Origin of the sequence: Luteimonas sp. MC1782, from assembly GCF_014164605.1 — a bacterium.
GTDB lineage: Bacteria > Pseudomonadota > Gammaproteobacteria > Xanthomonadales > Xanthomonadaceae > Luteimonas.
Window position 1 is genome coordinate 1,185,346 of record NZ_JACJFT010000001.1, and the last position, 23,071, is coordinate 1,208,416.

Consider the following 23,071-nt stretch of genomic DNA (forward strand, 5'->3'; position numbering starts at 1 on the left):
AGTCGATGGCGGCCCTTACGCGGCGGCCGCCGCATCCTTGCCTCGGGGCCGGCGGAATTTGCCCACCACCCACTCCTCCACATCATCCACCAGCGTAAACGCCGCCGGCACCACGACCAGGCTCAGCACGGTCGACGTCATCAGCCCGCCGATCACGGCGACCGCCATCGGCATGCGGAAGCTGGCGTCGGCAGTGAAGCCCAGCGCGATCGGCAGCATGCCGGCGCCCATGGCCATGGTGGTCATGATCACCGGGCGCGCGCGCTTGTGGCAGGCATCCATCAGCGCTTCGTGGCGGCTCATGCCCTGCTCCGCGGCCATCACCGCGTAGTCCACCAGCAGGATCGAGTTCTTCACCGCGATGCCGATCAGCAATATCAGGCCAATCAGCACCGACAGCGAGATGTCGAGGCCGGTGATCAGCAGCGCGCCGAACGCGCCGCCCGCGGCGAGCGGCACGGCCACGAGGATCGTGATCGGCTGGCTGGCGTGGTTGAACAGCAGCAGCAGCACGCCGTACACGCAGAAGATGCCGGCCACCATGGCCATGGCGAAGCCGCCGAACATCTCCGCGAAGATCTCGCTGTCGCCGGCGGCCTGGCGTTCCACGCCGGCGGGCAGGTTCAGCATGGCCGGCAAGGCATCGATCTGCTTCTCCACCTCGCCCATGGCCATGCCGTTCAAGTCCACGGTGATGGTCACGTTGCGGCGACGGTCGAAGCGGTCGATCTGCGAGGGTCCGCTGGCGGTGGTGATCTCGGCGACGGACGACAGCGGCACGCTGCCGCCGGTGGCGGTGGGCACGCGCAGCTGGCCGAGCAGGTTGGGATCGGAGAGCGCGGCTTCGTCGAGCTGCACGCGGATCGGCACCTGGCGCTCCGGCAGGTTGAGCTTGGCGAGGAACTGTTCGTAGTCACCGCGCGTGGCCACGCGGGTGGCGGCGGCGATGTCGGCGGTGGAAACGCCGAGGTCCGCGGCGCGCGCCGGGTCCGGGCGCACGATGACTTCCGGGCGCACCAGCGCGGCCGATGACGCCACCGTGCCGAGGCCGGGCAGCTGGCGGATGCCGCGCTCGACATCGCGCGCGGCCGTCGCCAGCTTCACCGGGTCGTCGCCGGCCAGCACCAGCTGCAGCGCGCGGCCGGGTTCGCCGCCCTGGAAGCTCAGGCGCACGCCGGGCATGTCGGCCAGGCGCTCGCGCACCTTGGCCTCCAGCTCGTACTGGGTGAAGTCGCGGTCGTCCTTCCAGCGGATGCCCAGCGTGGCCTTGCGCAGCTCGGCGCTGGTGAGGTCGCCGGCAGGCCCGTTCGCGCCGGAGTTGCTGCCGGCAGTCACGAACACGTGCTCGATCTCGGGGATGTCGGCGATGCGCTGGCGCGCGGCCTCGGCGACCTCCTCGGTGGTCTTGAGCGCGGTTCCCGGCGGCAGTTCCACCAGCACGTTGCTCTGGATGCCGTCGGCGGGCGGGATGAAGGTGACCTTGAGCAGCGGCAGCAGCGCCAGCGAGCCGATGAAGATCGCCAGCGCCGCCAGCAGCGTGCGGTTGCGGTGCCTGAGCGCGCGGTCCGCCCAGCGCAGGTACCACTGCATGAGCTTCGAGTCGCCCTTGTGTTCGGGCATCGGCTTGAGCAGGTAGGCGGCCATCATCGGCGTGATCAGGCGCGCCACCAGCAGCGAGAACATCACCGCGGCGGCGGCGGTCCAGCCGAATTCGCGGAAGAACTTGCCGGGGATGCCGGGCATGAACGCCACCGGGATGAACACCGCGGCCAACGTGCACGAGGTGGCGATCACCGCCAGCCCGATCTCGTCGGCGGCCTCGAGCGCAGCCTGCTTGGGCGGCTTGCCCATGCGCAGGTGGCGGTCGATGTTCTCGACCTCGACGATGGCGTCGTCCACCAGGATGCCCACCACCACGGCCAGCGCCAGCAGCGTGATCATGTTGAGGCTGAAGCCGAACCAGTACATCACCGCGAACGTGGGGATGATGGACAGCGGCAGCGCCACCGCGGAAATGAAGGTGGCGCGGAAGTCGCGCAGGAACCAGAACACCACGGCCACCGCCAGCAGCGAACCCTCGTAGAGCATGTGCATCGAGGATTCGTAGGAGTTCTCCGCCACCTCGGTGGTGGAGCCGACTTCGACGATGCGCAGGCGCGGCTGCTCGGCCTGCAGCGCGGCGATTTCCGCGCGCACGGCGTTGCCGACATCGACCTCGCTGGAGCCGGTGGTGCGCTGCACGGCGAAGCCGGTCACCGGCCGGCCGTCCAGCGTGGTGCGCTGGCTGGGCGTGGCATTGCCGTCGCTCACGGTGGCCAGCGTGGACAGGCGCACGCTGCGGCCGTCGGGCATGGAGATGGGGAAGTTGGCGAGGTCGGCGGCTGTCTCCACCGTGCCGAGCGTGCGCACCGCCTGTTCGCTTCCGCCCACGGTGGTGCGGCCACCAGGCTGCTCCTGCTGGATGCGCGCGAGCTGCTGTGAGATCAGCGCCGGACTCACGCCGAAGCCCTGCACGGCCTCGGGCCTGAGCGCGACGCGGATCTCGCGGTTCACGCCGCCGATGCGCCGCACCGCACCCACGCCCGGCACGGCGAACAGGCGCTTGCCGACGGCGTCATCGATGTACCAGCTGAGCTCCTCGTCGCTCCAGCCGTCGGCGGTCACGGCGTAGGTGATCATGTCGCCGCCGGTCACGTTGACCATCGACACGATCGGCGGCTCCACCTCGCCCGGCAGGTCGATGCGCACGCGGTCGATGGCGTCGCGCACCTCGTCCTTGGCGAGCGTACCGTCCTTCTCGATGTCGAAGCTCAGCACGGTGGTTGACACGCCCTCGTTGACGATCGAGGCCATGTTGTCGAGGCCCGGGATGCTGGCCACCGCGTCTTCGACCTTGCGCGTGACCTGGGTTTCCAGCGTGCTGGGGCTGGCGCCCGGCAGGGTCACGGTGACGTTGACCACCGGCACGGTGAGGTCGGGGAACTGCGACACGGCCAGCCGGTTGAACGCGAGCAGGCCGGCGGCGGTGAGCAGGATGAAGACCAGGATCGCCGGCAGCGGGCGGTTGATCGACCAGGCGGAGAAATTCATCTGGCGACGGTCCCGTTCGGGTCGGGCGCGGCCGGCGCGTTGGCGGCATCGGCGGCGTCCGCGCTCTCGACCACGCGCACCAGGTCGCCATCGCCGAGGAAGCCCGCGCCACGCGCCACCACGCGATCGCCCTGCGCCAGCCCCTCGCGCACCTCGACCATGTCGCCATGCGCGCCGCCCACGGCGACGCCGCGCTCGCGTACGCGGTTGTCAGCGTCCACGGTAAACACATACGCGCGCCCGTCGCGGCGCACCACGGCCTCGCCCGGCACCAGCAGCGCCTGCGCGCGCCCCAGCGCGAGGCGCCCCTGCGCGAACATGCCCGCGCGCAGGCCGCCCGGATCCGGCAAGTCCACGTATACGGTGCCGGTGCGGCTCTGCGCGTCCAGCCCCGGCGACACGGTGCGCACGGTGCCCTCGACCATGCCGCCGCCGGCCGCTTCCACGCGCACCGGCGTGCCGACGTCCACGCGCAGCAGGTCGCCTTCGGCGAGTTCGGCGCGCCACTCCAGGCGGCCATCGCGGATCAGCTTCAACAGCTCCGCGCCCGCGCCCACCACCTGCCCCGGCTGCACGCTGCGCGCCGACACCACGCCCGCCACCGGCGCGCGCACCACGGTGAAGTCGCGCTGCACGCGCGAGGCGTCGCGGCTGGCCATGGCGGTGTTGAGGCGCGCCTGCGCGTTGTCGCGCGCGGCTTCGGCCTCCTCGGCGTCCTGCAACGACACCATCTGCGAGCTGGCGAGCTCGCGGATGCGCGCGGCCTTGCGGCGCGCGGTCTCGAGATTCGTCTGCGCCTCGCGCACCTGGGCATCCGACTGCGCCAGCTGCGAGGCGAGCGTGCGGTCGTCGACACGCAGCAGCACGTCGCCGCGCGCCACCACGCTGCCCACCTCCACCGCCACGCTGGCCACGCGCAGGCCGGAGAGCTCCACGCCCACCGAGACCTCTTCCCATGCGGCCACCGCGCCGGAGGCCACCACCTCGCGCGTGACCTCGCGCAGCTCCGGGCTGGCCAGCGCCACCGTCAGGCTGGGCGTCGATTCCGAAGGCGCGTCCTCCCCGCAGGCGGCCAGGGCCAGGACCATGGCAAGGATGGTGAGGGCACGCAGGAGTCGGCGCATCGGAACGGGAGCCTATTCAGGGAGTCGGCACGCTAGCAGCGTCGGGATCATTGCGCGATGACGGCGCGTGCAGTCCGGACTCGGCGCCCTGGCTGCCAGAAAAGACAAGGCCCCGCATTCGCGGGGCCCTGCGTCACCCAGCCTTGCCTCGCAGGCCTCAGGCAAACGGATCCTGCAGCACCATCGTGTGCTCGCGATCCGGCCCGGTGCTCACGATGCTCAGCGGGCAGCCCGCCAGTTCTTCCAGCGCACGCAGGTAGGCACGTGCCGCCGGCGGAAGCTTGTTCCACTCGGTGATGCCGTGGGTGTTCTCGGTCCAGCCCGGGAATTCCAGGTACACCGGCTCGCACTCGGCCCAACCCTGGGCGTCGAGCGGCGCGTACTCGGTCTGCTTGCCGCGGTACTGGTAGCCGATGCACATCTTCAGCTTGTCGAAGCCGTCGAGCACGTCGAGCTTGGTGATGCACAGGCCGCTGATGCCGTTGATCGCCACCGCGCGCTTGAGCGCGACGATGTCGATCCAGCCGCAGCGCCGCGGGCGGCCGGTGGTGGCGCCATATTCCTGGCCCCGATCGCGCAGCTTCTGGCCGTCCTCGTCATCGAGCTCGGTCGGGAACGGCCCACCGCCCACGCGCGTGGCGTAGGCCTTGCAGATGCCCAGGACGTAGTCGATCGCGTCCGCGCCCACGCCGGTGCCGGCCAACGCGCCGCCGACGGTGGTGTTGGAGCTGGTGACATACGGGTAGGTGCCGTGGTCGATGTCGAGCAGCGAGCCCTGCGCGCCTTCGAACAGTACTTTCTTCCCCTGCTTGCGCAGGTCGTGGAGGATGCCGGCGACGTCGGACTTCATCGGCTCGACGTAGTCGCCGAAGGCCAGCGCCTCGTCGTAGGTCTGCTGGAAGTCCACCGCGTCGGCGCCCAGGTACCGGGTGAGCACGAAGTTGTGGTAATCGAGCGCGGTGCGCAGCAGCTCCTCGAGCTGCTGCGGGTAATGCAGGTCGGCGACCCGGATGCCGCGGCGCGCCACCTTGTCCTCGTACGCCGGGCCGATGCCGCGCCCGGTGGTGCCGATGGCCTTGCCACCGGCGGCCTTCTCGCGCGCCTGATCGAGGGCGATGTGGTACGGCATGATCAGCGGCGTGGCCGGGCTGATCTTCAGGCGTGAGCGCACTTCCACGCCCGCCTCTTCCAGCTCGCCGATTTCCTTGATCAGCGCCGCCGGGCTCAGCACCACGCCGTTGCCGATCAGGCACAGCGCGTCATCGCGCAGGATGCCCGAGGGAATCAGGTGCAGGACTGTCTTCTTGCCGCGGATGACCAGCGTGTGGCCGGCGTTGTGGCCGCCCTGGAAGCGCACCACGGCGCCGATATCCGTCGTCAGCAGGTCGACGATCTTGCCCTTGCCCTCGTCGCCCCACTGGGCGCCCAACACCACGACCGACTGGCCCATCGCTACTTGCTCCTGAACTTGGAAAACGCCGTCAGCGGTCGCTGCGCAGGTACTGCAGGAACGGGTCGTCACGCTCCATCACGATCACCGCGTCGCCATCGCTGAACGAGCGCCGATAGGCCTCGAGGCTGCGCTGGAACGCGAAGAACGCCGGATCGCGGTTGCCGGCCGCGCCATACAGGCGAGTGGCCTCGGCATCGCCTTCACCGCGCAGCTTCTGCGCGTCGCGCTCCGCCTCGGCCAGCAGCACGGTCTGCTCGCGGTCGGCCTCGGCGCGCACGATGCGTGCCTGCTCCTCGCCCTCGGCGCGCAGCGCACTGGCCACCTGCTGCCGTTCGGCGCGCATGCGGTTGTAGACCTGGTCGATCACGTCGCTGTCGGTGGGCAGGTCGATCTGCTTGAAGCGGATGTCGACGATGTACATGCCCAGCGTGCGGGCGCCCTGGTTGATGCCGGGCAGCAGGCGATCGATCACTTCGCTGCGGTTGCCCGAGACCAGCTCGGTCAGCGTCTGCGTGTTGATCTCGTTGCGCAGCGATTCCTTGATGATCGGCGCGAGGCGGTCGGTCACCAGCGCCTCGTTGCCGCCGGTGGCGCGGTAGAAATCGCCGGCATCGACGATGAAGCCGATGGCCACGAAGTCGACGCTCACGTCCTTGCGCTCGGAGGTCAGCGAACGCTCGGGCGGGAACTCGCTGGCCTGGAAGCGGCGGTCGAACACGCGCGCGCTCTCGACCAGCGGGATCTTGAAGTGCAGGCCCGGGCCGATGTCGGTGCGCGCCACGCGGCCAAGGTTCAGCACCAGGCCGACGTGGCCTTCGCGGACCACGAACACCGAACCCAGCAGGCCCAGCAACACGACCACGACGATCGGGATGATCAGGTTGAGTCTCATCGGCTGGCTCCCTCACGGGCCGGGCGCGGCAGGCGGCTGACCGCCTGTTCGCCGGTGGTGGCATTGACGGTCGGCGACACGATCTCGGGCGTCAGCAGCGGCGGCGCGTTGCCTGTGCCCTGCCCGGCCATCGGCACGTAGATCAGCTGCCTGCCGTCGCCGCCCACGACCTTGCGGTTGTCGGCCAGCACCTGCTCCACGGTCTCCAGCCACAGGCGCTTGCGGGTGACCTCGGGCGCATTGCGGTATTCGTCGACCTGCAGCGTGAAGCGCTGCGCGTCACCGGTGGCGCGGGCGATGGTGGCGGTCTTGTAGCCCTCGGCCGTGGTGCGCACGCGCGCGGCCTGGCCGCGTGCCTCGGGCACGATCTTGGCGGCATAGGCACGCGCCTCGTTCACCAGGCGCTCGTTCATCTGCTGCGCGCTGTTGACCTCGTCGAACGCCGGCTTGACCTGCTCCGGCGGACGCGCATCCTGCAGGCTGAGTTCGGTGACGACCAGGCCGGTGCGGTAGGCATCCAGAGAGCCCTGCAGCGAGGCGGCCGCGGCCACCGACAGCGGGCCACGCGCGTTGAGCGCGGAGTCGAGGTTGGAGCGGCCGATCTGCTCGCGCACGGCGCTCTGCGCCACCTGCTCGAGCACGCGATCGGCATCGCGCGAGCCGAACAGGTACATCTGCGGGTCGCTGATGCGGTACTGCACGTTGAACGACACGGTGACGATGTTCTCGTCGCGGGTCAGCACCGGCAGGCTGTTGCTGAAGGTGCGCACGCCGGTGGTGTTGAGCTTGGTGACGCGCTCGATGGGCCACGGCGCCTTGAAGTTGGGGCCGGGCTGCATGACGCGCGCGAACTTGCCGAAGCGCAGCACCACGCCGCGCTCCTGCTCGCCGACCAGCACGAAGCAGTTGAAGGCCAGCCACAGCACCAGGGCGATGCCGACCCAGCGCAGCGGATTGCCACCGCCGCCGCCGAACATGCCCCGCAACTGGTCGAGGATGCCATCGAACGGACCACCACCGCGGCCACGCCCGTTGCCACCGCTGCGACGCGGCGGCCAGGGGTTCTTGCGCTGGTCGTCGCGGCCCGAACCGCGGTCATCGTTGTTCTTGCCGGGAATGTTCCAGGCCATGCTGGCTCCAATCATGGGGTACGCGGCGCCGGCGGACCGGCGGCGAGCGCACATTCTACAAGGTGTAGGGCTCGCTGCAGCCGCCGGTCACTCGGCGGGCAGCAGGGCCCTGAGATGCGTGCCGTCGGCGAGGGCCGCCAGCCGGCGCGCATCGGTGAGCGGAATGTCGAGGTCCAGGAGCCAGCCGTCCTCGTCGTGCGTTTCACCGCGCACCGCGTCGATCTGGTGCAGGCGCGCGCGCAGGCGGCCGGCATCCGGCGGCAGGCGCAGCTCGGCGTGCAGGCGGCGCAGGCCCAGGCGCTGGCCGAGTGCCTCGCGCAGCAGGTCGATGCCGAGGCCGTCGCGCGCCGAGATCCAGACGCGCTCGCGTACCGCCACCTCGTCCAGGTGGTCGCCGGCATGCGGGCGGTCGTGGCGCGGCTCGACGCCGAGGCGGTCGATCTTGTTGTAGACCAGCAGCTGCGGGATGTCGCCGGCGTCGATCTCGGCCAGAACGGCGTCCACCTGCGCGATGCGCTCCTCGCGCAGCGGGTCGGCGGCGTCGATCAGGTGGATCAGCAGGTCCGCCTCGCGCGCTTCGCTCAAGGTGGAGCGGAACGCGGCAACCAGTTCGTGTGGCAGGTCGCGCACGAAGCCCACGGTATCGGCCAGCACCACGTTGCCGCCGGCCAGCGCGACCTTGCGCACCGTGGGGTCGAGCGTGGCGAACAGCTGGTCGGCGACGTAGGCATCCGACCCGGCCAGCGCGTTGAAGAGCGTCGACTTGCCGGCGTTGGTGTAGCCCACCAGCGCCACGCGCGGCAGTTCGCTGCGCACGCGGGCGCGACGCATCTGCGTGTTCTGCACCTCGACCTTGCCGAGGCGCTTCTGCAGCATGTCGACACGTTTCTGCAGCAGCCGGCGGTCGGTCTCGAGCTGTGTTTCGCCGGGGCCGCGCAGGCCGATGGAACCGCCGCGCTGGCTGTCCAGATGGCTCCAGCCGCGCACCAGGCGCGTGGCCATGTGGCGCAGCTGGGCCAGTTCGACCTGCAGCTTGCCTTCGTGGCTGCGCGCGCGCTGCGCGAAGATGTCGAGGATCAGCCCGGTGCGGTCGACCACGCGGCGCTCGAAGTATTTCTCGAGGTTGCGCTCCTGGCCGGGCGACAGCGGGTGGTTCACCAGCACGAGGTCGGCGCCGCTGGCCTCGGCCGCGGCCTTGAGCTCCTCGAGCTTGCCCTTGCCCAGCAGCATGGCCGGGTTGGGGCGATCGATGCGCGCGGTGGCGACGTGGGCGACGGCGGCACCGGCGGAGCGCGCGAGTTCGCTGAACTCCTCGAGCACGCCCTCATCGGGCGGGCCGCCGGCGTGCGGCTGGATCAGCAGGGCGTTCTCGCCCTTGCGCGAACGTTCAAACAGCTGGGTCGGCATTCGGTCTGCGGTCTCGGGTCAGGCTTCTGACATGGGGCCGGCCGGGTGCCGTCGCAAGCGCCTAGCTGGCGTCGTCTTCAGCCTCGTCCTCGCCGTGCGGGCCGGACTCGGGCTCGCCGTCCTCCGGGGACTGCACGTAGCCGCCCCCCGGGCCGATGCGGACGTTGCGTGCCGGGACCACGGTGGAGATGGCGTGCTTGTAGACCATCTGGCTGACGGCGTTGCGCAGCAACACCACGAACTGGTCGAACGATTCGATGGTGCCCTGCAGCTTGATGCCGTTGACCAGGTAAATCGACACCGGCACGCGTTCGCGGCGCAGCGCGTTCAGGAAAGGATCCTGCAAAGACTGTCCCTTGGACATGGTGTTCCCCGACTGGTTCTTGTTGTTATGAGGTGCCTGGCACATGGTGGCCAGTGTCGCCTGACCGCTCCCCGGCGGCGACCTGCCCGATCTTATACGACGCAGGCGCCCGCGAGCCGGCCCGCGGCGTGACGCAGCGCACAAGCGCGGCGGCGGTGCCCGCGACGGTGGTCGTGCTCACGCCAGGAAATCGGCCACCGCGCGCGCGATGCGGGTAGCGTCGGTCGCGGGATCGAACCAGCGCGCATCGAGCTCGCCACGCAGCCAGGTGAGCTGGCGCTTGCCCAGCTGCCGGGTGGCGGCGATGCCGCGCGCGCGGAAGGTGTCGGCATTGCAGGCGCCGTCGAGGAATTCCCAGGCCTGGCGATAGCCGACGGCGCGGATCGCCGGCAGGTCGAGCGGCGCCGGATGCGCCTGCAGCGCGGGCAAGGCGCGCAGGGCCAGGACTTCGTCGAGGAAACCGGCGGCGAGCATGGCGTCGAAGCGCGTGGCGATGCGCGCATGCAGGGTCCCGCGCGCGGCCGGCGCCACCACGACTTTCAGCACCCGGCACGGCAGGCGCGCCGACGCCGGCGCCGGCTGCGCCTGCCAGTCGCTGATTGCACGGCCGCTGGTCCGCCAGACCTCGAGCGCGCGCTGGATGCGCTGCGGATCGTTGTGGCCGATGCGCGCCGCGGCCGCCGGGTCGACCACAGCGAGCTCGGCGTGCAGCGCGGGCCAGCCGCGAGCGGCGGCGTCGGCCGTGAGGGCCGCGCGCACCTCGGGATCCGCCGCCGGCATCGGCGCAAGCCCGTCGAGCAGCGCGCGGAAGTACAGCCCGGTGCCGCCGGCGAGGATCGGCAGGCGGCCTCGCGCCACGATGTCGGCCACCGCCGCGCGGGCATCACGCGCGAAATCGGCGGCCGAGTAGGCCTGCCAGGGATCGCGCAGGTCGAGCATGTGGTGGCGCACGCGCGCCTGCTCGGCGGCATCGGGCTTGGCGGCGCCGATGTCGAGACCACGATAGACCAGCGCCGAGTCCACGCTGACCACCTCGCCGTCGTAGCGCTCCGCCCAGTCGAGCGCCAGCGCGGTCTTGCCGGAGGCCGTGGGCCCCATCAGCGCGATGGCCCGCGGCCGCGCGTCGATCACGCTAGTAGCCATTCTCGCGCAGCGTCAGCCGCACCTGCCGGTGCGTGGCCTGCACCTCGGACGACGGCGGGCGACCCAGCCGGCTCACGACCACGATCGCGATGCTGGCGGCGATGAAGCCCGGCACGATCTCGTACAGCGTGCTGCCGGTCTGCTTCCACAGCACCACCACCAGGGCGCCGGTGACCATGCCGGCCAGCGCGCCGTTGCGGGTCATGCGCTGCCAGAACAGCGACAGCACCACCACCGGCCCGAATGCGGCACCGAAGCCCGCCCAGGCATATGCCACCAGCCCGAGCACGCGGCTCTCGGGGTCGCGGGCGATGAAGATCGCCAGCAACGCCACCGCAAGCACCATCGCGCGGCTGAACCACACCAGCTCCTTCTGGCCGGCCGCGGGACGCACGAACCCGCGATACAGGTCCTCGGTGAGGGCGCTCGAGCACACCAGCAACTGGCACGACAGCGTGCTCATGATGGCGGCCAGGATGGCTGACAGCAGCACGCCGGCCACCCAGGGATTGAACAGCTGCTGTGCCAGCGCGATGAACACGCGTTCCGCATCCGCCGTCACCGGCCCGGCGAGGGCGGGATGCGCGCTGTACCAGGCGATGCCGAACAGGCCGACCGCCATCGAGCCGGTCAGGCACAGCGCCATCCAGGTCATGCCGATGCGGCGCGCCGTCGGGATGGTCTGCAGCGATTCCGCGGCCATGAAGCGCGCCAGGATGTGCGGCTGGCCCACGTAGCCCAGGCCCCAGGCCAGCGCCGACACCACGGCCACCAGCCCGCCGCCGCCGACCCAGTCCAGCCGCGTCGGATCCACCTGCTCCACCAGCGCGAGACCCTCGTCCACCCCGCCCACGCCGACCAGCACCATCGCCGGCACCAGCAGCAGCGCGAAGATCATCAGCGTGGCCTGCACGGTGTCGGTCCAGCTGACGGCAAGGAACCCGCCGATGAACGTGTACAGGATGGTCACCGCCGCGCCCCACCACAGCGCCTCCGCGTAGGGCAGGCCGAACACGCTCTCGAACAGCTTGGCGCCGGCGACGATGCCCGACGCGCAGTACACCGCGAAGAACACCAGGATCACCAGCGCCGCGAACATGCGCAACACGCGCCTGTCATCGGCGAAACGGTGGGTGAAATAGTCCGGCAGGGTCAGCGCGTTGCGGGTGCGTTCGGTGTAGACGCGCAGCGGCCCGGCCACGAAGCGCCAGTTCGCCCAGGCACCCACCAGCAGGCCGCACGCGATCCACGACTGCGACACGCCACCCAGGTACAGCGCGCCCGGCAGGCCCATCAGCAGCCAGCCACTCATGTCGGACGCACCCGCCGACAACGCGGTGACCACGCTGCCCAGCGAACGCCCGCCGAGGATGTAGTCGTCGAACGTCTCGGTGCGGCGGTAGGCCCACAGGCCGATGCCGACCATCAGGGCCAGGTAGGCGGCAAAGGTGATGACAAGCGGCGTGCTGGCGGTCATGCGGTGTTCCCGGGCCCGGACGCAGGGCCTTCCCGCAGCGGAGCTTACGCGAGCGCCCGGCTACTCGGGCCAGCTGATCGCCGGCGCCTTGTCCTTCGGCCGCGGCATCGGCACCGCGTCGACCGCCTGCCAGACGCTGATGGCATCGACCGTCGCGGCGACGTCATGCACGCGCAGCAGCATCGCGCCGCGCTGGGCGGCGATGAGGTGCGCGGCGACCGAGCCGTGCACGCGGTCACGCGCGTCCTCGCGGCCGGTGATGTCGCCGATGGTGCGCTTGCGCGACAGTCCGGCCAGCACCGGCACGCCCAGTTCGGTGAAGCGCTGCAGCTGGGCCAGCAATGCCAGGTTGTGGTCGCGGGTCTTGCCGAAGCCGAAGCCCGGGTCGGCGACGATGCGCTTGCGGTCGATGCCCGCCATTTCGGCGGCGAAGATGCGCTCGGCGAGGAAGCGATGCACTTCGCCGACGACGTCGTCGTACTCCGGCGCGTCCTGCATGGAACGCGGTTCGCCCAGCATGTGCATCAGCACCACGGCCACGCGCAGCTCGGCGACCACCTCGAGCGCGCCCACGCCGCGGAGCGCGTTGATGTCGTTGACCATGCCCGCGCCGGCGGCGACCGCGGCGCGCATCACCTCGGGCCGGTAGGTGTCGACGCTGATCGGCAGCGCGGTCTCGCGTGCCAGGCGTTCGATCACCGGCACCACGCGGCGCAGCTCCTCCTCGATGCCGACGCTGTCGGCACCCGGGCGCGTGGATTCGCCTCCGATGTCGAGGATGTCGGCGCCTTCGGCCGCGAGCTTCAGGCCGTGCGCCACCGCGGCATCGACGGTGGCGTGTTCGCCGCCGTCGGAGAACGAGTCAGGCGTGACGTTGACGATGCCCATCACCCGCGGCCGGTCGAGCCTGAGCGGGCGGCCGGCGCAATCCAGCGTGGCCACGGTATCGAACATCATGGGCGTGCTCCGTCCTGCGAAGCCGCTGATTATCCCCCAGCCGCAACGACACGGGGCCCGCGATCGCGGGCCCCGTGGGAAACACCTGGCATGTCGCTCAGGCCTGGGTGACAGGCCCGGCGATCGGCGGCAGCGGACGCTTGCTGCCCGCGTCGTCGTCGTCACCCTTGGGCTCCGGCTTGGTCCAGCCGATCGGCGGCGGCGGATCGCGGCCTTCCATGATGGCGTCGATCTGCGGCACGTCGATGGTCTCGTACTCGAGCAGCAGCTTGGCCATCGCGTGCAGCTTGTCGAGATGCTCGGTGAGGATGGCCTTGGTGCGGCTGTAGGCGTTGTCGAGGATGTCGCGCACTTCCTCGTCGATCCTGCGCGCGGTCTCGTCGGACACGCTCTTGTGCTGCGTGACCGAACGCCCCAGGAACACCTCGTCCTCTTCCTCGCCGTAGGCGATCGGGCCGAGCTCTTCCGACAGGCCCCACTTGGTGACCATGGCGCGGGCCATCTTGGTGGCACGCTCGATGTCGTTGGAGGCACCGGTGGTGACCTTGTCCGTGCCGAAGATCAGCTCTTCCGCGACGCGGCCGCCGTACAGCGTCGCCAGGCGGCTGTGCAGGCTCTCGCGGGTCGAGCTGTAGCGGTCGCCCTCGGGCAGGAACTGGGTCACGCCCAGCGCACGGCCGCGCGGGATGATGGTGACCTTGTAGACCGGGTCATGGTCCGGCACCAGGCGGCCGACGATGGCGTGGCCGGCCTCGTGGTACGCGGTATTGGTCTTCTCTTCCTCGCTCATGGCCATCGAGCGGCGCTCGGCGCCCATCAGGATCTTGTCGCGCGCCTTGTCGAAGTGCTCCATGCGCACTTCCTTCGCGTTCTCGCGCGCGGCGAACAGGGCCGCCTCGTTGACGAGGTTGGCGAGGTCGGCACCGGAGAAGCCGGGCGTGCCGCGCGCGACCACCATCGGCTCGACGTCGTCGGCCCGCGGCACCTTGCGCATGTGCACCTGCAGGATCTGCTCGCGGCCGCGCACGTCGGGCAAGCCCACCACCACCTGGCGGTCGAAGCGGCCCGGGCGCAGCAGCGCCGGGTCGAGCACGTCGGGGCGGTTGGTGGCGGCGACCACGATCACGCCCTCGCCGCCCTCGAAGCCATCCATCTCGACCAGCAGCTGGTTCAGCGTCTGCTCGCGTTCGTCATGCCCGCCGCCGAGGCCGGCACCGCGGTGGCGGCCGACGGCGTCGATCTCGTCGATGAAGATGATGCACGGCGCGTGCTTCTTGGCCTGCTCGAACATGTCGCGCACGCGGCTTGCGCCCACGCCGACGAACATCTCGACGAAGTCGGAACCGGAGATCGAGAAGAACGGCACCTTGGCCTCGCCGGCGATGGCACGCGCCAGCAGGGTCTTGCCGGTGCCGGGCGGGCCGACCATCAGCACGCCACGCGGGATCTTGCCGCCGAGCTTCTGGAAGCGCGACGGGTCGCGCAGGAACTCGACCAGCTCGGACACTTCCTCCTTGGCCTCGTCGCAGCCCGCGACGTCGGCAAAGGTCACCTTGACCTGGTCCTCGTTGAGCAGCTTGGCGCGCGAGCGGCCGAAGGACATCGCGCCCTTGCTGCCACCCTGCTGCATCTGCCGCATCATGAAGAACCAGAAGCCGATGATCAGCAGCACCGGCAGGAAGTTGAGCAGCAGCGACCACAACGTGACGCCCGACTCCGGCGGCGCCTGCTTGATCTCCACGTTGTGGTTGATCAGGTCGTCGACCATCTTCTCGTCGCGGCGCGGCGCGGTGGTGGCGCCCTGGCTGCCATCCTTGCGCTCGAACTTGATGGAGCGTTCGTCGCTGGAGATGTCCACGGCCTTGATGCGGTCGTTGCGCACGTCGGTCATGAACTGCGAATAGATCACGTCCTGGCCAACCGCCACCTTGGGGCTGAAGCTGTTGAAGACCGCCATCAGGACGACGGCGACCACCACCCACAGCATCAGATTCTTGACCAGGTCGTTCATTCTTTTTTCGCTCCGCGGCAACGCCGCTGCCTTGTTACTTGATGTGTACCAGCTTGCCCTGCGCCAGGGCATAGACTTCCGGCGAACGCTTGCGCGATGCCGCCGGCTTGCGGATCGCCACCCTGGTGTATCGCCGACGCAGCTCGCGCACGTAGTCATCGAAACCCACGCCGTGGAACAGCTTGATCAGCAACGCACCCCCGGGGCGCAGGTGCTGGTCGGCAAATTCCATGGCCAGCTCCGCCAGGTGCATCACCCGCGGCTGGTCAACGGCGTCCATACCACTCTTGTTGGGGGCCATGTCGGACAACACAAGGTCGACCGGCTCGCCGCCCAGCATGGATTCAAGCTGCGAGAGCACCACATCGTCCCTGAAATCGCCATGAAGGAAGTCCACGCCGGCCAGCGGCGGCATCTCCAGGATGTCGAGCGCGACCACCCGGCCGCTGTCGCCGAGCGCCTGGCGGACCCACTGCGACCAGCCACCGGGGGCGGCGCCGAGGTCGACCACGGTCATGCCGGGCTTCAGCAGGCGGTCGCGGTCGACCAGCTCCTCGAGCTTGTAGGCGGCGCGCGAGCGCATCCCTTCCGCCTGCGCCTTCTTGACGTAGGGATCGGAGAAGTGCTCCTTGAGCCAGCGTTGGCTGCTCTTGCTGCGGGTGGCCATCGCGAAGGGACTTGCGGCTGCCGGGCTGCAGCGGGCCGCCATGATACCCTGCGCCTCCCGAACTCCATGCCTCTCACATGAACGTCGACCTGACCTCCGCCCAGACCCGTTTCCTGCGCGGCCAGGCCCACGACCTGAAGGCCATGCTCCAGATCGGTGGCAAGGGCCTGACCCCTGCCGTCGTGGCCGAACTCGATGGTGCCCTCGAGCACCATGAGCTGATCAAGGTGAAGGTGGCCGCCACCGACCGCGAGTCGCGCGACGCGCTGATCGCCGACCTTGCCAGGCAGAGTGGTGCCGCCCTGGTGCAGCGCATCGGCCACGTGGCCGTGCTGTACCGCCCCAGCCGCGACAAGCGCCAGATCGTGCTGCCGCGCGGCTGAGCCACCGGCACCACGGCCGCCATGCAGATCGCCCACGAACTCCCGGATTTCGACTTCGTCCTGCGCGGTGCCGACGGGCGCTCGGCGCTGGTCAACGACCTCCGCCTGGTGGCGAGTTTCATCATCACGCCGCGGCAGCTGATCACCGACTGGGCCGCCACCGACGTGGCCAGCCTGGAGCCGGAGATGCTCGAGCCGCTGCTGGCGCTCGACCCGGAAGTGGTGGTGCTGGGCACCGGCGAGACTCAGGGCTTTCCGCCGCCGCGCACCCTGGCGGCGTGCCTGCGCCGCGGCGTGGGCCTGGAGGCGATGACCAATGCCGCCGCCGCCCGCACCTACAGCGTGCTGGCCAGCGAAGGCCGCCGCGTGGTTGCGGCATTCATCATCAACGCCTGAGTACACGCAGCTCCGGCCAGCGCCGGCTCAGCGCGCCGGCAGGTAACGCAGCGGATCGACGGGCTTGCCGTTGTAGCGGATCTCGAAATGCAGCATGTCGCGATCGGCGCCGGTACGGCCCATCTCGGCGATCTGTTGGCCGGCCTTCACGCGCTCGCCCTCGGCCACCATGCGCCGTCGGTTGTGCCCGTAGGCGGACAGCCACTGCTCGTCGTGCTTGACGATCACCAGCTCGCCGTACCCGACCAGGCCCGAACCCGAATACACCACCACGCCGTCGCCGGCCGCGCGCACCGGCTGCCCTGCCCGGCCGGCAAGGTCGATGCCCTGGCGCGTGGGGTCACCCGCCACGTAGCGGGCCACGATGTTGCCGTCCGCGGGCCAGCGCCAGGCGAAGGCACTGGTCGCGGGGGCCGGTGCCGTGGGCTGCGGCGGTGCCTGGGTCGGCTCGACGCGGCGCCCGCCGGCACTGGTCGGCGGCCGCGCCACCGTCGCGGGCCTGCCGGTGGCGACGCGCGTGGCACCGGATCCGCCGGAGCCACCGGAGGGATACAGCCGCAGCCGTTGCCCCGGATAGATGGTGTAAGGCGGCTGCACGCTGTTCCACATCGCCAGGTCAAGCGGGCTGATGCCGTTGTTGACCGCCAGCCGGTAGAGGTTGTCGCCCTTCTGCACGGTGACCGCTTGCCCATGTTTGGGCGCCGACACGCGCGGCGCGGATGCACCGCCTTCGCGCACCACCCTGCTGCTGCCGCAGGCCGCGAGCACGAGTGCCAGGGCGCACGCGGCGACGATGGCGGGGACGGGGTTCGCGCTGCGGCTGTGACTGGTCATGCGGTGTGTGTTGCTCCGTTCCCTGGTTGACGGCGCCTCATCCTGCGAACCGCTGCATCAGCTCGCGGATGGCCAGGCCGCCGCCACCGATCAGGACGCTGAAGTAGGCCACCGTGCCGATGGTCGCGACATGTCCCAGCAGGACCGCGCCGCCATCGCGCTGGATGAAGCCGACAGCGTAAAGCAGCAGGGCAAGCGCAGGCAGCGTGTTGCTGAACGGCACGAATCCGAACGGCGCCATCAGCAGCAGTGCGGCGAAGATGAAGGCCAGGTTGTTGAACGCCTCGACCGCGCGCCCATCGACCGCGGCGCTGATGCGATGCGGGCGGCTCACCTGCTCCAGCCGGCGTACCCAGGCCATGCCGGCGATGAGCCCGGGCCGCAGGCGATCGGCGGGCAGCGCGCGCGTGCGCAGCCGCGCCGGCACCCACAGCGGACGCCCGGACAGGCGGCTGATGCCGACCAGCAGGATCGCCGCGCCGAACACCGTGCTGACACCGGGGATCGACACCGGGATCAGGAACACCAGGGTCAGCAGGATGGCGATCACCAGCAGGCCTTCGTCGCCAAGCACCTCGAGCAGGGTGCCGAGCGTCATGTCGCCGGTGGGCAGGCGGTCGATGACCGCCAGCAGCTGCTCGCCAAGCGAACCCCCGTCGGTGACGTCGTCGAGGGGCGGCTGGCCGTTCAATCGATCATCCCCGACAACAGCGGCACGAACGCGACGTTGGCCAGCACGTCCTGCACGACATTGCCATCGGCATCCTTGCGCAGGCGCAGCAGCGACTGCGCACCGCCCGCGCCCACCGGCGCGACCAGCACGCCGCCCGCAGCCAGCTGCGCGGTCAGCGCATCGACCAGTGCAGGCGCGCCCGCGGTGACCAGGATGCCGTCGAACGGCGCCTCCTCGGGCCAGCCGATGCGGCCGTCGTCGTGCTTGCTGCGCACGTTCAGCCCCAGTGAGCGGAAGCGCTTGCGCGCGATGCGCAGCAGCTCGCCGATGCGCTCGACGGTGAACACCTCCACCCCCAGCGCGGCGAGGATCGCCGCCTGGTAACCGGAGCCGGTGCCGATCTCCAGCACGCGCTTGGGCTGCACGCCGTCGGCGAACAGGGCTTCGGTCATGCGCGCCACCACCCACGGCTGCGAGATGGTCTGCCCGTGGCCGATCGGGAGCGCGGTGTCCTCGTAGGCGCGGGTGGCCAGCGCCTCGTCGATGAACAGGTGGCGCGGCACCGTGCGGATCGCATTGAGCACGCGCTCGTCGACGATGCCGTGCCCGCGCAGCCGCTCGATGAGCCGGTCACGGGCGCGCTGCGAGGTCATGCCGACGCCGATGGCTTCGGGCTGCAGGCGGAGGCGCTGGATCATGCGCCGCTCCCGTTGCGCAGCTCGGCCTCCAGCCCGCCGACCCAGGCGGCGACCTGCTCGAGGGCCTGGTAGCGCGTCAGGTCGACCTGGATCGGGGTGATGGCGATGTGGCGGGTGCGCACGGCGTGGAAATCGGTGCCGGGGCCGGAGTCCTGCTCGGGACCCGCGGCGCCGATCCACCAGAACTGGCGGCCACGCGGGTCCTGCACCGGGATGCAGGGCTCGGCGCGGTGGCGGTTGCCGAGCCGCGTGACCTCGAAGCCTTCCACTTCGGACCAGGGAATGTCGGGCACGTTGACGTTGAGGATGGTGTCGGCCGGCAGCGGGTCGGCCCGCAGCCGCGCCACGATCTCGACCGCGGCGCGGGCGGCGGTTTCGTAATGCAGGCCGACGTGGCCGCGCGTGGCCAGCGACACCGCCACCGCGGGCAGGCCGAGGAAGCGGCCTTCCATCGCAGCGGCCACGGTGCCGGAGTAGATGACATCGTCGCCGAGGTTGGCGGTGTTGTTGATGCCGGAGACCACGATGTCGGGCTCGACCTCGAGCATGCCGGTGATCGCCACGTGCACGCAGTCGGTGGGCGTGCCATGCACGCGCCAGGTCTCCGCATCGACCTGCACGACCTGTAGCGGCAGGTCGAGGGTCAGCGAATTGCTGGCACCGGACCGGTCGCGGTCGGGCGCGACGACGATGACCTCGTGCCCGGCGGCGCGCAGCCCCTCGGCAAGGGCGTGGATGCCGGGTGCATCGACGCCGTCGTCATTGCTAACGAGGACTCTCATGGCCTTCCAAGCGCGCTGAACCTTCTCATGTCGCCGCGTCGCGGTGGGCCAGACATGATAGCGGATGGCGACGATGCCGACCCGCGCATGCGCCGGTCGCCGACGCGTTACGCTTCCGCCATGGCCAAGCGACAGCGACCCGACACCCCGCCGCCAGACGACCCGAGCCTCGTCGACGATGCCGCGCTGTTCCGCGCGGCGATCGGCAACGTGCGCGAGTTGCCGGGTGCGCCGCTGCCTCCGGCCAGGCCGCGCCCGCGTCCGCGCGCGCGCATGGCGGAGCAGGACGAGGCCCAGGCGCGCGAGGACTTCCGCCTTGGTCGCGGCGAGGGGTTCATGCTGGACCGTGGTGACGCGCTCTCGTACCGCCGCGACCAGGTGCCGCCGCGGACGCTCAGACGCCTGTCACAGGGGCAGTACGCCGCCCAGGACGAACTCGACCTGCATCACAGTGACGCCGCCACGGCCGAAACGATGCTGCGGCGCTTCCTTGCGGAGGCACGCGACGCCGGCTTCGGCTGCGTGCGCGTGGTGCACGGCAAGGGACTCAATTCCAGCGACAGCCTGCCGGTGTTGAAGAACGTGGTCGACCGGATCCTCCGCCAGCGCGCGGACGTGCTGGCGTTCCATTCCGCGCCTGCCGCGCAGGGCGGCACCGGCGCGGTGCTGGTGCTGCTGGCGAAGCGCTGAGTCAGGGCGATACGCTGGCCAGGGCACGTTCGCGCGGTGGATTGATCCATTGCACGAACGCCCCGTTCCTCTGGGCCTGGCGCTCCACCGCCGAGACGTATTCGTGGTCGATGCCGCTGTGATCGGCCGAAGGGCTGCTGTTCCGGTCGGCGGGGTACGAGGCAACACCACCGCCGCTTGCGCATCCCGCGAGTGCGAGGAGCGCCAACGCGCCAAGCCCGCTCCGAAGGCAGATGTTCATGACTGTCTCCCGTCGCTGCGCGCCGCCGGGTGGCGGCGTGCAGGACCGGTGTATACCCGCCATCCGGGCCCAGCCAGTGCCAACCGGCGGTTTCCGACGGACGGCTCAGCCGCGCCGGCTGGCGTCGTCGACCACGCCCAGTTCGGCAAGCACCGTGGTGGCATAGGTGCCCGGCGGCAGGTCGAACCGCAGCTCGAGGCCGTCGTCGCCCCGGTCCTGCCAGGCCAGGCCGCCCGGTCGCAGGCGCGTTGCGCGCCGCTCCTGTTTCAGCCCGGCGGCCTCCAGTCCGGAACGAAGCGCCAGGCTTTCGCCATCCTCGAGCGCCGCCAGTTCGACCGCACGCGCCTCGCCCTCGCTGCGCAGTTCGCCGCGTCCCCACAGCGACGCGCTGGGATGGATGTCGAAGTCGGCCAGCCGCGCGGCCAGGGTGGGGTCCCACGGCAGCGGACCGAACACGCTGCGGCTGCCGTCCAGCATCCAGGCCTCGCCCTCCAGCCCGCGGTCCCAGCTTGCCGCCGCGACGCGCGTGGCCAGCACGCGATTGAACAGCGCAGAGCGCGCCGCTGACAGCAGCAGGGTGCGCTCGTCGCGGCGCACGCGCTGGCCGACGAACATGCGCAGCGCCTTGTCGACATTGCCGCCGCCATGGCCGAAGCGCTGCTCGCCGAAATAGTTGGGCACGCCGCGCGCAGCAATCGCCTGCAGGCGCGCCCCGATCGCCGCACGGTCGCCGTCCACGTCGCGCAGGCGCAGCACGAACCGGTTGCCGGCCAGGGCGCCACGCGGCAGCTTGCGCGAATGCCAGGCGTGGCTGGTGACGCGCAGTGATTGCCCGCTCTCCGGTTCCTGCCAGTCGAGTGCGGCGATGTCCGGCGCCTGCCTGCGCGGCAGGTGCACGGTGAAGCGCTGCCGGGTCACCGCATGGCGGTCCTTGAGCCCGGCGTAGCCGATCGCGGCGATGTCCACGCCCGCCCAGTCCGCAAGTCTTTGCGCGACGTAGGCGGTGTTCATGCCGCGCTTCTCGATGCCCAGCAGCAGGTGCTCGCCGGCGCCACTGGCCTCGAAGCCGTGCAGCTCGGTGACGTCGAAATCCTCCGCAACGCTGCGCATCGCGGCGCGCAGCACGGGCGCCCCGTGGGCGCGCGGTGGCGCGTCGTTCATGCCCTGGCGAGCAGGCAGGCGACCTGGGCGGCGATGCCCTCGCCACGGCCGATGAAGCCGAGCTGCTCGCTGGTGGTGGCCTTCACGCTCACCGCGTCCAGCGCGATGCCCAGGTCGGCGGCGATGGCTTCGCGCATGGCCAGCGCATGCGGGCCGACCTTGGGCCGTTCGCAGATCACCGTGGCGTCGATGTTTCCGGCCACCCAGCCGCGCGCGGCCGCCAGCGACACACAATGACGCAGCAGCACGCGGCTGTCGGCACCCTTCCAGCGGTCGTCGGAAGGCGGGAAGTGCACGCCGATGTCGCCGAGCGCCAGCGCGCCGAGGATCGCATCGCAAAGCGCGTGCAGGATGACGTCGCCGTCGCTGTGCGCCACCAGGCCACGATCGTGCGGCACGCGCACGCCGCCGAGCATCACATGGTCGCCGTCGCCGAAGGCGTGGACGTCATAACCGAAGCCGATGCGCACGCTCACGCCCTGCCCCCGCGCGCGCGCAGCGCGAGCAGGTATTCAAAGTAGGCCAGGTCGGCCGGCGTGGTCACCTTGATGTTGTCGTCGGCGCCCTCCACCAGCAGCGGCCGCAGGCCCTGGCGCTCCATGGCCATGCTCTCGTCGGTGGCTTCGATGCCGGATGCGGCGACCGCCTCCAGCGCGCGGCCCAGCTGCAGGCGCCGGAACAGTTGTGGCGTCTGTGCGCGCCACAGGCGCTCGCGCGGCTCGGTGCCGTCGATGCCGCCGTCGTCGCCAGCCCGCTTGAGCGTGTCGCGCACCGGCGCGGCGAGAATGGCGCCCACCGGATCCTCGCGGCCGCGCTCGAGCAGCGCATCCAGGTCGGCCAGGCGCAGGTTGGGGCGCGCGGCATCGTGCACCAGCACGAAGGCATCCGGGCGCACGGTGTCGGGCAACGCGGCCAGGCCGGCCAGCACCGATCCGGCCCGGGAATCGGCGCCGGTGCAGGTGACCAGCGGCCGGCCTTCGAAATCGGTCCATCCGGGCCAGTGCGCGTCGTCGGCGGCCAGCGCCACCACCGCGCCCTCCACCGCGTGATGCGCGAACAGCGCGCGCAGGCTGTGCGCCAGCAGCGGCTCGCCGGCGACGTCCAGGTACTGCTTGGGCAGGTCGCCGCCGAAGCGGGCGCCGCGTCCGGCGGCGGGCACCACTGCCCAGGTCACGGCGTGACCCCGGCTTCGGGTTCACGCGTGCGCGGCGGCGCGCGGTCCACGACGCGATAGAACGTCTCGCCGGGGCGGATCATGCCGAGCTCGCCACGCGCGCGTTCCTCGATCGCCGCCTCGCCGGACTTCAGGTCGGCAACCTCGGCGGCCAGCGCCTCGTTGCGCTCGTGCAGCCCGGCGTTCTGCCGCGCCTGTTGCTCGACCTGCGCCACCAGCGCGGCGACTTCATGGTTGCCACCGCTGCCGAACCACAGCCGGTACTGCAGCCACGCCAGCAGCGCGACCAGCAGCACCAGCACGATCCGCAGCGTGCGCATGGCT

24 protein-coding genes are annotated in these 23,071 nt (G+C 70.7%); 3 read left to right on the top strand and 21 right to left on the bottom strand.

Annotated features, from left to right (window positions below):
* Window positions 1-15 precede the first annotated feature (15 nt).
* The 12 genes from H5368_RS05580 to rlmE form a co-directional block, all read right to left on the bottom strand.
* The gene (locus H5368_RS05580; RefSeq protein ID WP_182822199.1) at window positions 16-3,090 is read right to left on the bottom strand and encodes an efflux RND transporter permease subunit; all 3,075 of its coding nucleotides are present in this window, start codon (window positions 3,088-3,090) and stop codon (window positions 16-18) included.
* Window positions 3,087-4,214, bottom strand: a complete 1,128-nt coding sequence (locus H5368_RS05585) for an efflux RND transporter periplasmic adaptor subunit (RefSeq protein WP_182822201.1) — start codon at window positions 4,212-4,214, stop codon at window positions 3,087-3,089. The genes H5368_RS05580 and H5368_RS05585 overlap by 4 nt, the downstream gene beginning before the upstream one ends.
* Before the next feature lie 157 nt (window positions 4,215-4,371).
* On the bottom strand, window positions 4,372-5,664 hold the full coding sequence (locus H5368_RS05590) for an adenylosuccinate synthase (protein WP_182822203.1): 1,293 nt from the start codon (window positions 5,662-5,664) through the stop codon (window positions 4,372-4,374).
* Window positions 5,665-5,695: 31 nt separating this feature from the next.
* Window positions 5,696-6,559, bottom strand: coding sequence for a protease modulator HflC (gene hflC, locus H5368_RS05595; RefSeq protein WP_182822205.1), 864 nt, complete (start codon window positions 6,557-6,559; stop codon window positions 5,696-5,698).
* Window positions 6,556-7,689, bottom strand: coding sequence for an FtsH protease activity modulator HflK (gene hflK / locus H5368_RS05600; RefSeq protein WP_182822207.1), 1,134 nt, complete (start codon window positions 7,687-7,689; stop codon window positions 6,556-6,558). The genes hflC and hflK overlap by 4 nt, the downstream gene beginning before the upstream one ends.
* 87 nt (window positions 7,690-7,776) lie before the next feature.
* Entirely contained in the window at window positions 7,777-9,084 is a 1,308-nt protein-coding gene (hflX, locus tag H5368_RS05605) for a ribosome rescue GTPase HflX (protein ID WP_182823789.1), read from the bottom strand.
* A gap of 73 nt (window positions 9,085-9,157) precedes the next feature.
* Window positions 9,158-9,460: an RNA chaperone Hfq gene (gene hfq / locus H5368_RS05610; protein ID WP_182822209.1), complete on the bottom strand. Its 303-nt coding sequence runs from the start codon at window positions 9,458-9,460 to the stop codon at window positions 9,158-9,160.
* Window positions 9,461-9,637: 177 nt separating this feature from the next.
* Window positions 9,638-10,603: a tRNA (adenosine(37)-N6)-dimethylallyltransferase MiaA gene (gene miaA, locus H5368_RS05615; RefSeq protein WP_182822211.1), complete on the bottom strand. Its 966-nt coding sequence runs from the start codon at window positions 10,601-10,603 to the stop codon at window positions 9,638-9,640.
* The gene (gene putP / locus H5368_RS05620; RefSeq protein WP_182822213.1) at window positions 10,593-12,080 is read right to left on the bottom strand and encodes a sodium/proline symporter PutP; all 1,488 of its coding nucleotides are present in this window, start codon (window positions 12,078-12,080) and stop codon (window positions 10,593-10,595) included. Before putP ends, miaA begins: the two co-directional genes overlap by 11 nt.
* A gap of 60 nt (window positions 12,081-12,140) precedes the next feature.
* Window positions 12,141-13,034, bottom strand: coding sequence for a dihydropteroate synthase (gene folP / locus H5368_RS05625; RefSeq protein WP_182823791.1), 894 nt, complete (start codon window positions 13,032-13,034; stop codon window positions 12,141-12,143).
* A gap of 100 nt (window positions 13,035-13,134) precedes the next feature.
* A complete protein-coding gene (gene ftsH / locus H5368_RS05630; protein WP_182822215.1) occupies window positions 13,135-15,048 on the bottom strand; it encodes an ATP-dependent zinc metalloprotease FtsH in 1,914 nt (637 codons plus the stop codon).
* 34 nt (window positions 15,049-15,082) lie between these two features.
* Complete coding sequence (gene rlmE / locus H5368_RS05635) at window positions 15,083-15,715, bottom strand: 23S rRNA (uridine(2552)-2'-O)-methyltransferase RlmE (RefSeq protein WP_182822217.1); 633 nt, start codon at window positions 15,713-15,715, stop codon at window positions 15,083-15,085.
* A gap of 77 nt (window positions 15,716-15,792) precedes the next feature.
* Here rlmE and yhbY point away from each other — a divergent pair, with 77 nt between their 5' ends.
* Entirely contained in the window at window positions 15,793-16,098 is a 306-nt protein-coding gene (yhbY, locus tag H5368_RS05640; RefSeq protein WP_182822219.1) for a ribosome assembly RNA-binding protein YhbY, read from the top strand.
* A gap of 21 nt (window positions 16,099-16,119) precedes the next feature.
* On the top strand, window positions 16,120-16,494 hold the full coding sequence (locus H5368_RS05645; protein ID WP_182822221.1) for an Mth938-like domain-containing protein: 375 nt from the start codon (window positions 16,120-16,122) through the stop codon (window positions 16,492-16,494).
* A 27-nt stretch (window positions 16,495-16,521) separates the two neighbouring features.
* Here H5368_RS05645 and H5368_RS05650 read toward each other — a convergent pair whose 3' ends face one another.
* From H5368_RS05650 to surE, 4 genes are read right to left on the bottom strand one after another with little or no spacing between them, the layout of a single operon-like run.
* Entirely contained in the window at window positions 16,522-17,328 is an 807-nt protein-coding gene (locus tag H5368_RS05650) for a peptidoglycan DD-metalloendopeptidase family protein (RefSeq protein WP_182822223.1), read from the bottom strand.
* Between the two features lie 37 nt (window positions 17,329-17,365).
* Window positions 17,366-18,019: an exopolysaccharide biosynthesis protein gene (locus H5368_RS05655; protein ID WP_255486356.1), complete on the bottom strand. Its 654-nt coding sequence runs from the start codon at window positions 18,017-18,019 to the stop codon at window positions 17,366-17,368.
* Complete coding sequence (locus H5368_RS05660) at window positions 18,016-18,699, bottom strand: protein-L-isoaspartate(D-aspartate) O-methyltransferase (protein ID WP_182822225.1); 684 nt, start codon at window positions 18,697-18,699, stop codon at window positions 18,016-18,018. Before H5368_RS05660 ends, H5368_RS05655 begins: the two co-directional genes overlap by 4 nt.
* A complete protein-coding gene (gene surE, locus H5368_RS05665) occupies window positions 18,696-19,481 on the bottom strand; it encodes a 5'/3'-nucleotidase SurE (RefSeq protein ID WP_182822227.1) in 786 nt (261 codons plus the stop codon). Before surE ends, H5368_RS05660 begins: the two co-directional genes overlap by 4 nt.
* 120 nt (window positions 19,482-19,601) lie before the next feature.
* On the opposite strand from surE, the gene H5368_RS05670 reads away from it, so the two are divergent.
* Window positions 19,602-20,171 carry a Smr/MutS family protein gene (locus H5368_RS05670; protein ID WP_182822229.1) on the top strand — a complete coding sequence of 190 codons (570 nt, stop codon included), beginning with the start codon at window positions 19,602-19,604 and terminating at the stop codon, window positions 20,169-20,171.
* 1 nt (window position 20,172) lies between these two features.
* On the opposite strand, the gene H5368_RS05675 is transcribed toward H5368_RS05670, so the two are convergent.
* The 5 genes from H5368_RS05675 to ftsB form a co-directional block, all read right to left on the bottom strand.
* The gene (locus tag H5368_RS05675; RefSeq protein ID WP_182822231.1) at window positions 20,173-20,412 is read right to left on the bottom strand and encodes a hypothetical protein; all 240 of its coding nucleotides are present in this window, start codon (window positions 20,410-20,412) and stop codon (window positions 20,173-20,175) included.
* Window positions 20,413-20,517: 105 nt separating this feature from the next.
* On the bottom strand, window positions 20,518-21,573 hold the full coding sequence (gene truD / locus H5368_RS05680; RefSeq protein ID WP_182822233.1) for a tRNA pseudouridine(13) synthase TruD: 1,056 nt from the start codon (window positions 21,571-21,573) through the stop codon (window positions 20,518-20,520).
* A complete protein-coding gene (gene ispF, locus H5368_RS05685; protein ID WP_182822235.1) occupies window positions 21,570-22,049 on the bottom strand; it encodes a 2-C-methyl-D-erythritol 2,4-cyclodiphosphate synthase in 480 nt (159 codons plus the stop codon). Before ispF ends, truD begins: the two co-directional genes overlap by 4 nt.
* Window positions 22,046-22,747, bottom strand: a complete 702-nt coding sequence (gene ispD / locus H5368_RS05690) for a 2-C-methyl-D-erythritol 4-phosphate cytidylyltransferase (protein ID WP_182822237.1) — start codon at window positions 22,745-22,747, stop codon at window positions 22,046-22,048. The genes ispF and ispD overlap by 4 nt, the downstream gene beginning before the upstream one ends.
* On the bottom strand, window positions 22,744-23,067 hold the full coding sequence (gene ftsB / locus H5368_RS05695) for a cell division protein FtsB (protein ID WP_182822239.1): 324 nt from the start codon (window positions 23,065-23,067) through the stop codon (window positions 22,744-22,746). The genes ispD and ftsB overlap by 4 nt, the downstream gene beginning before the upstream one ends.
* Window positions 23,068-23,071 lie beyond the last annotated feature (4 nt).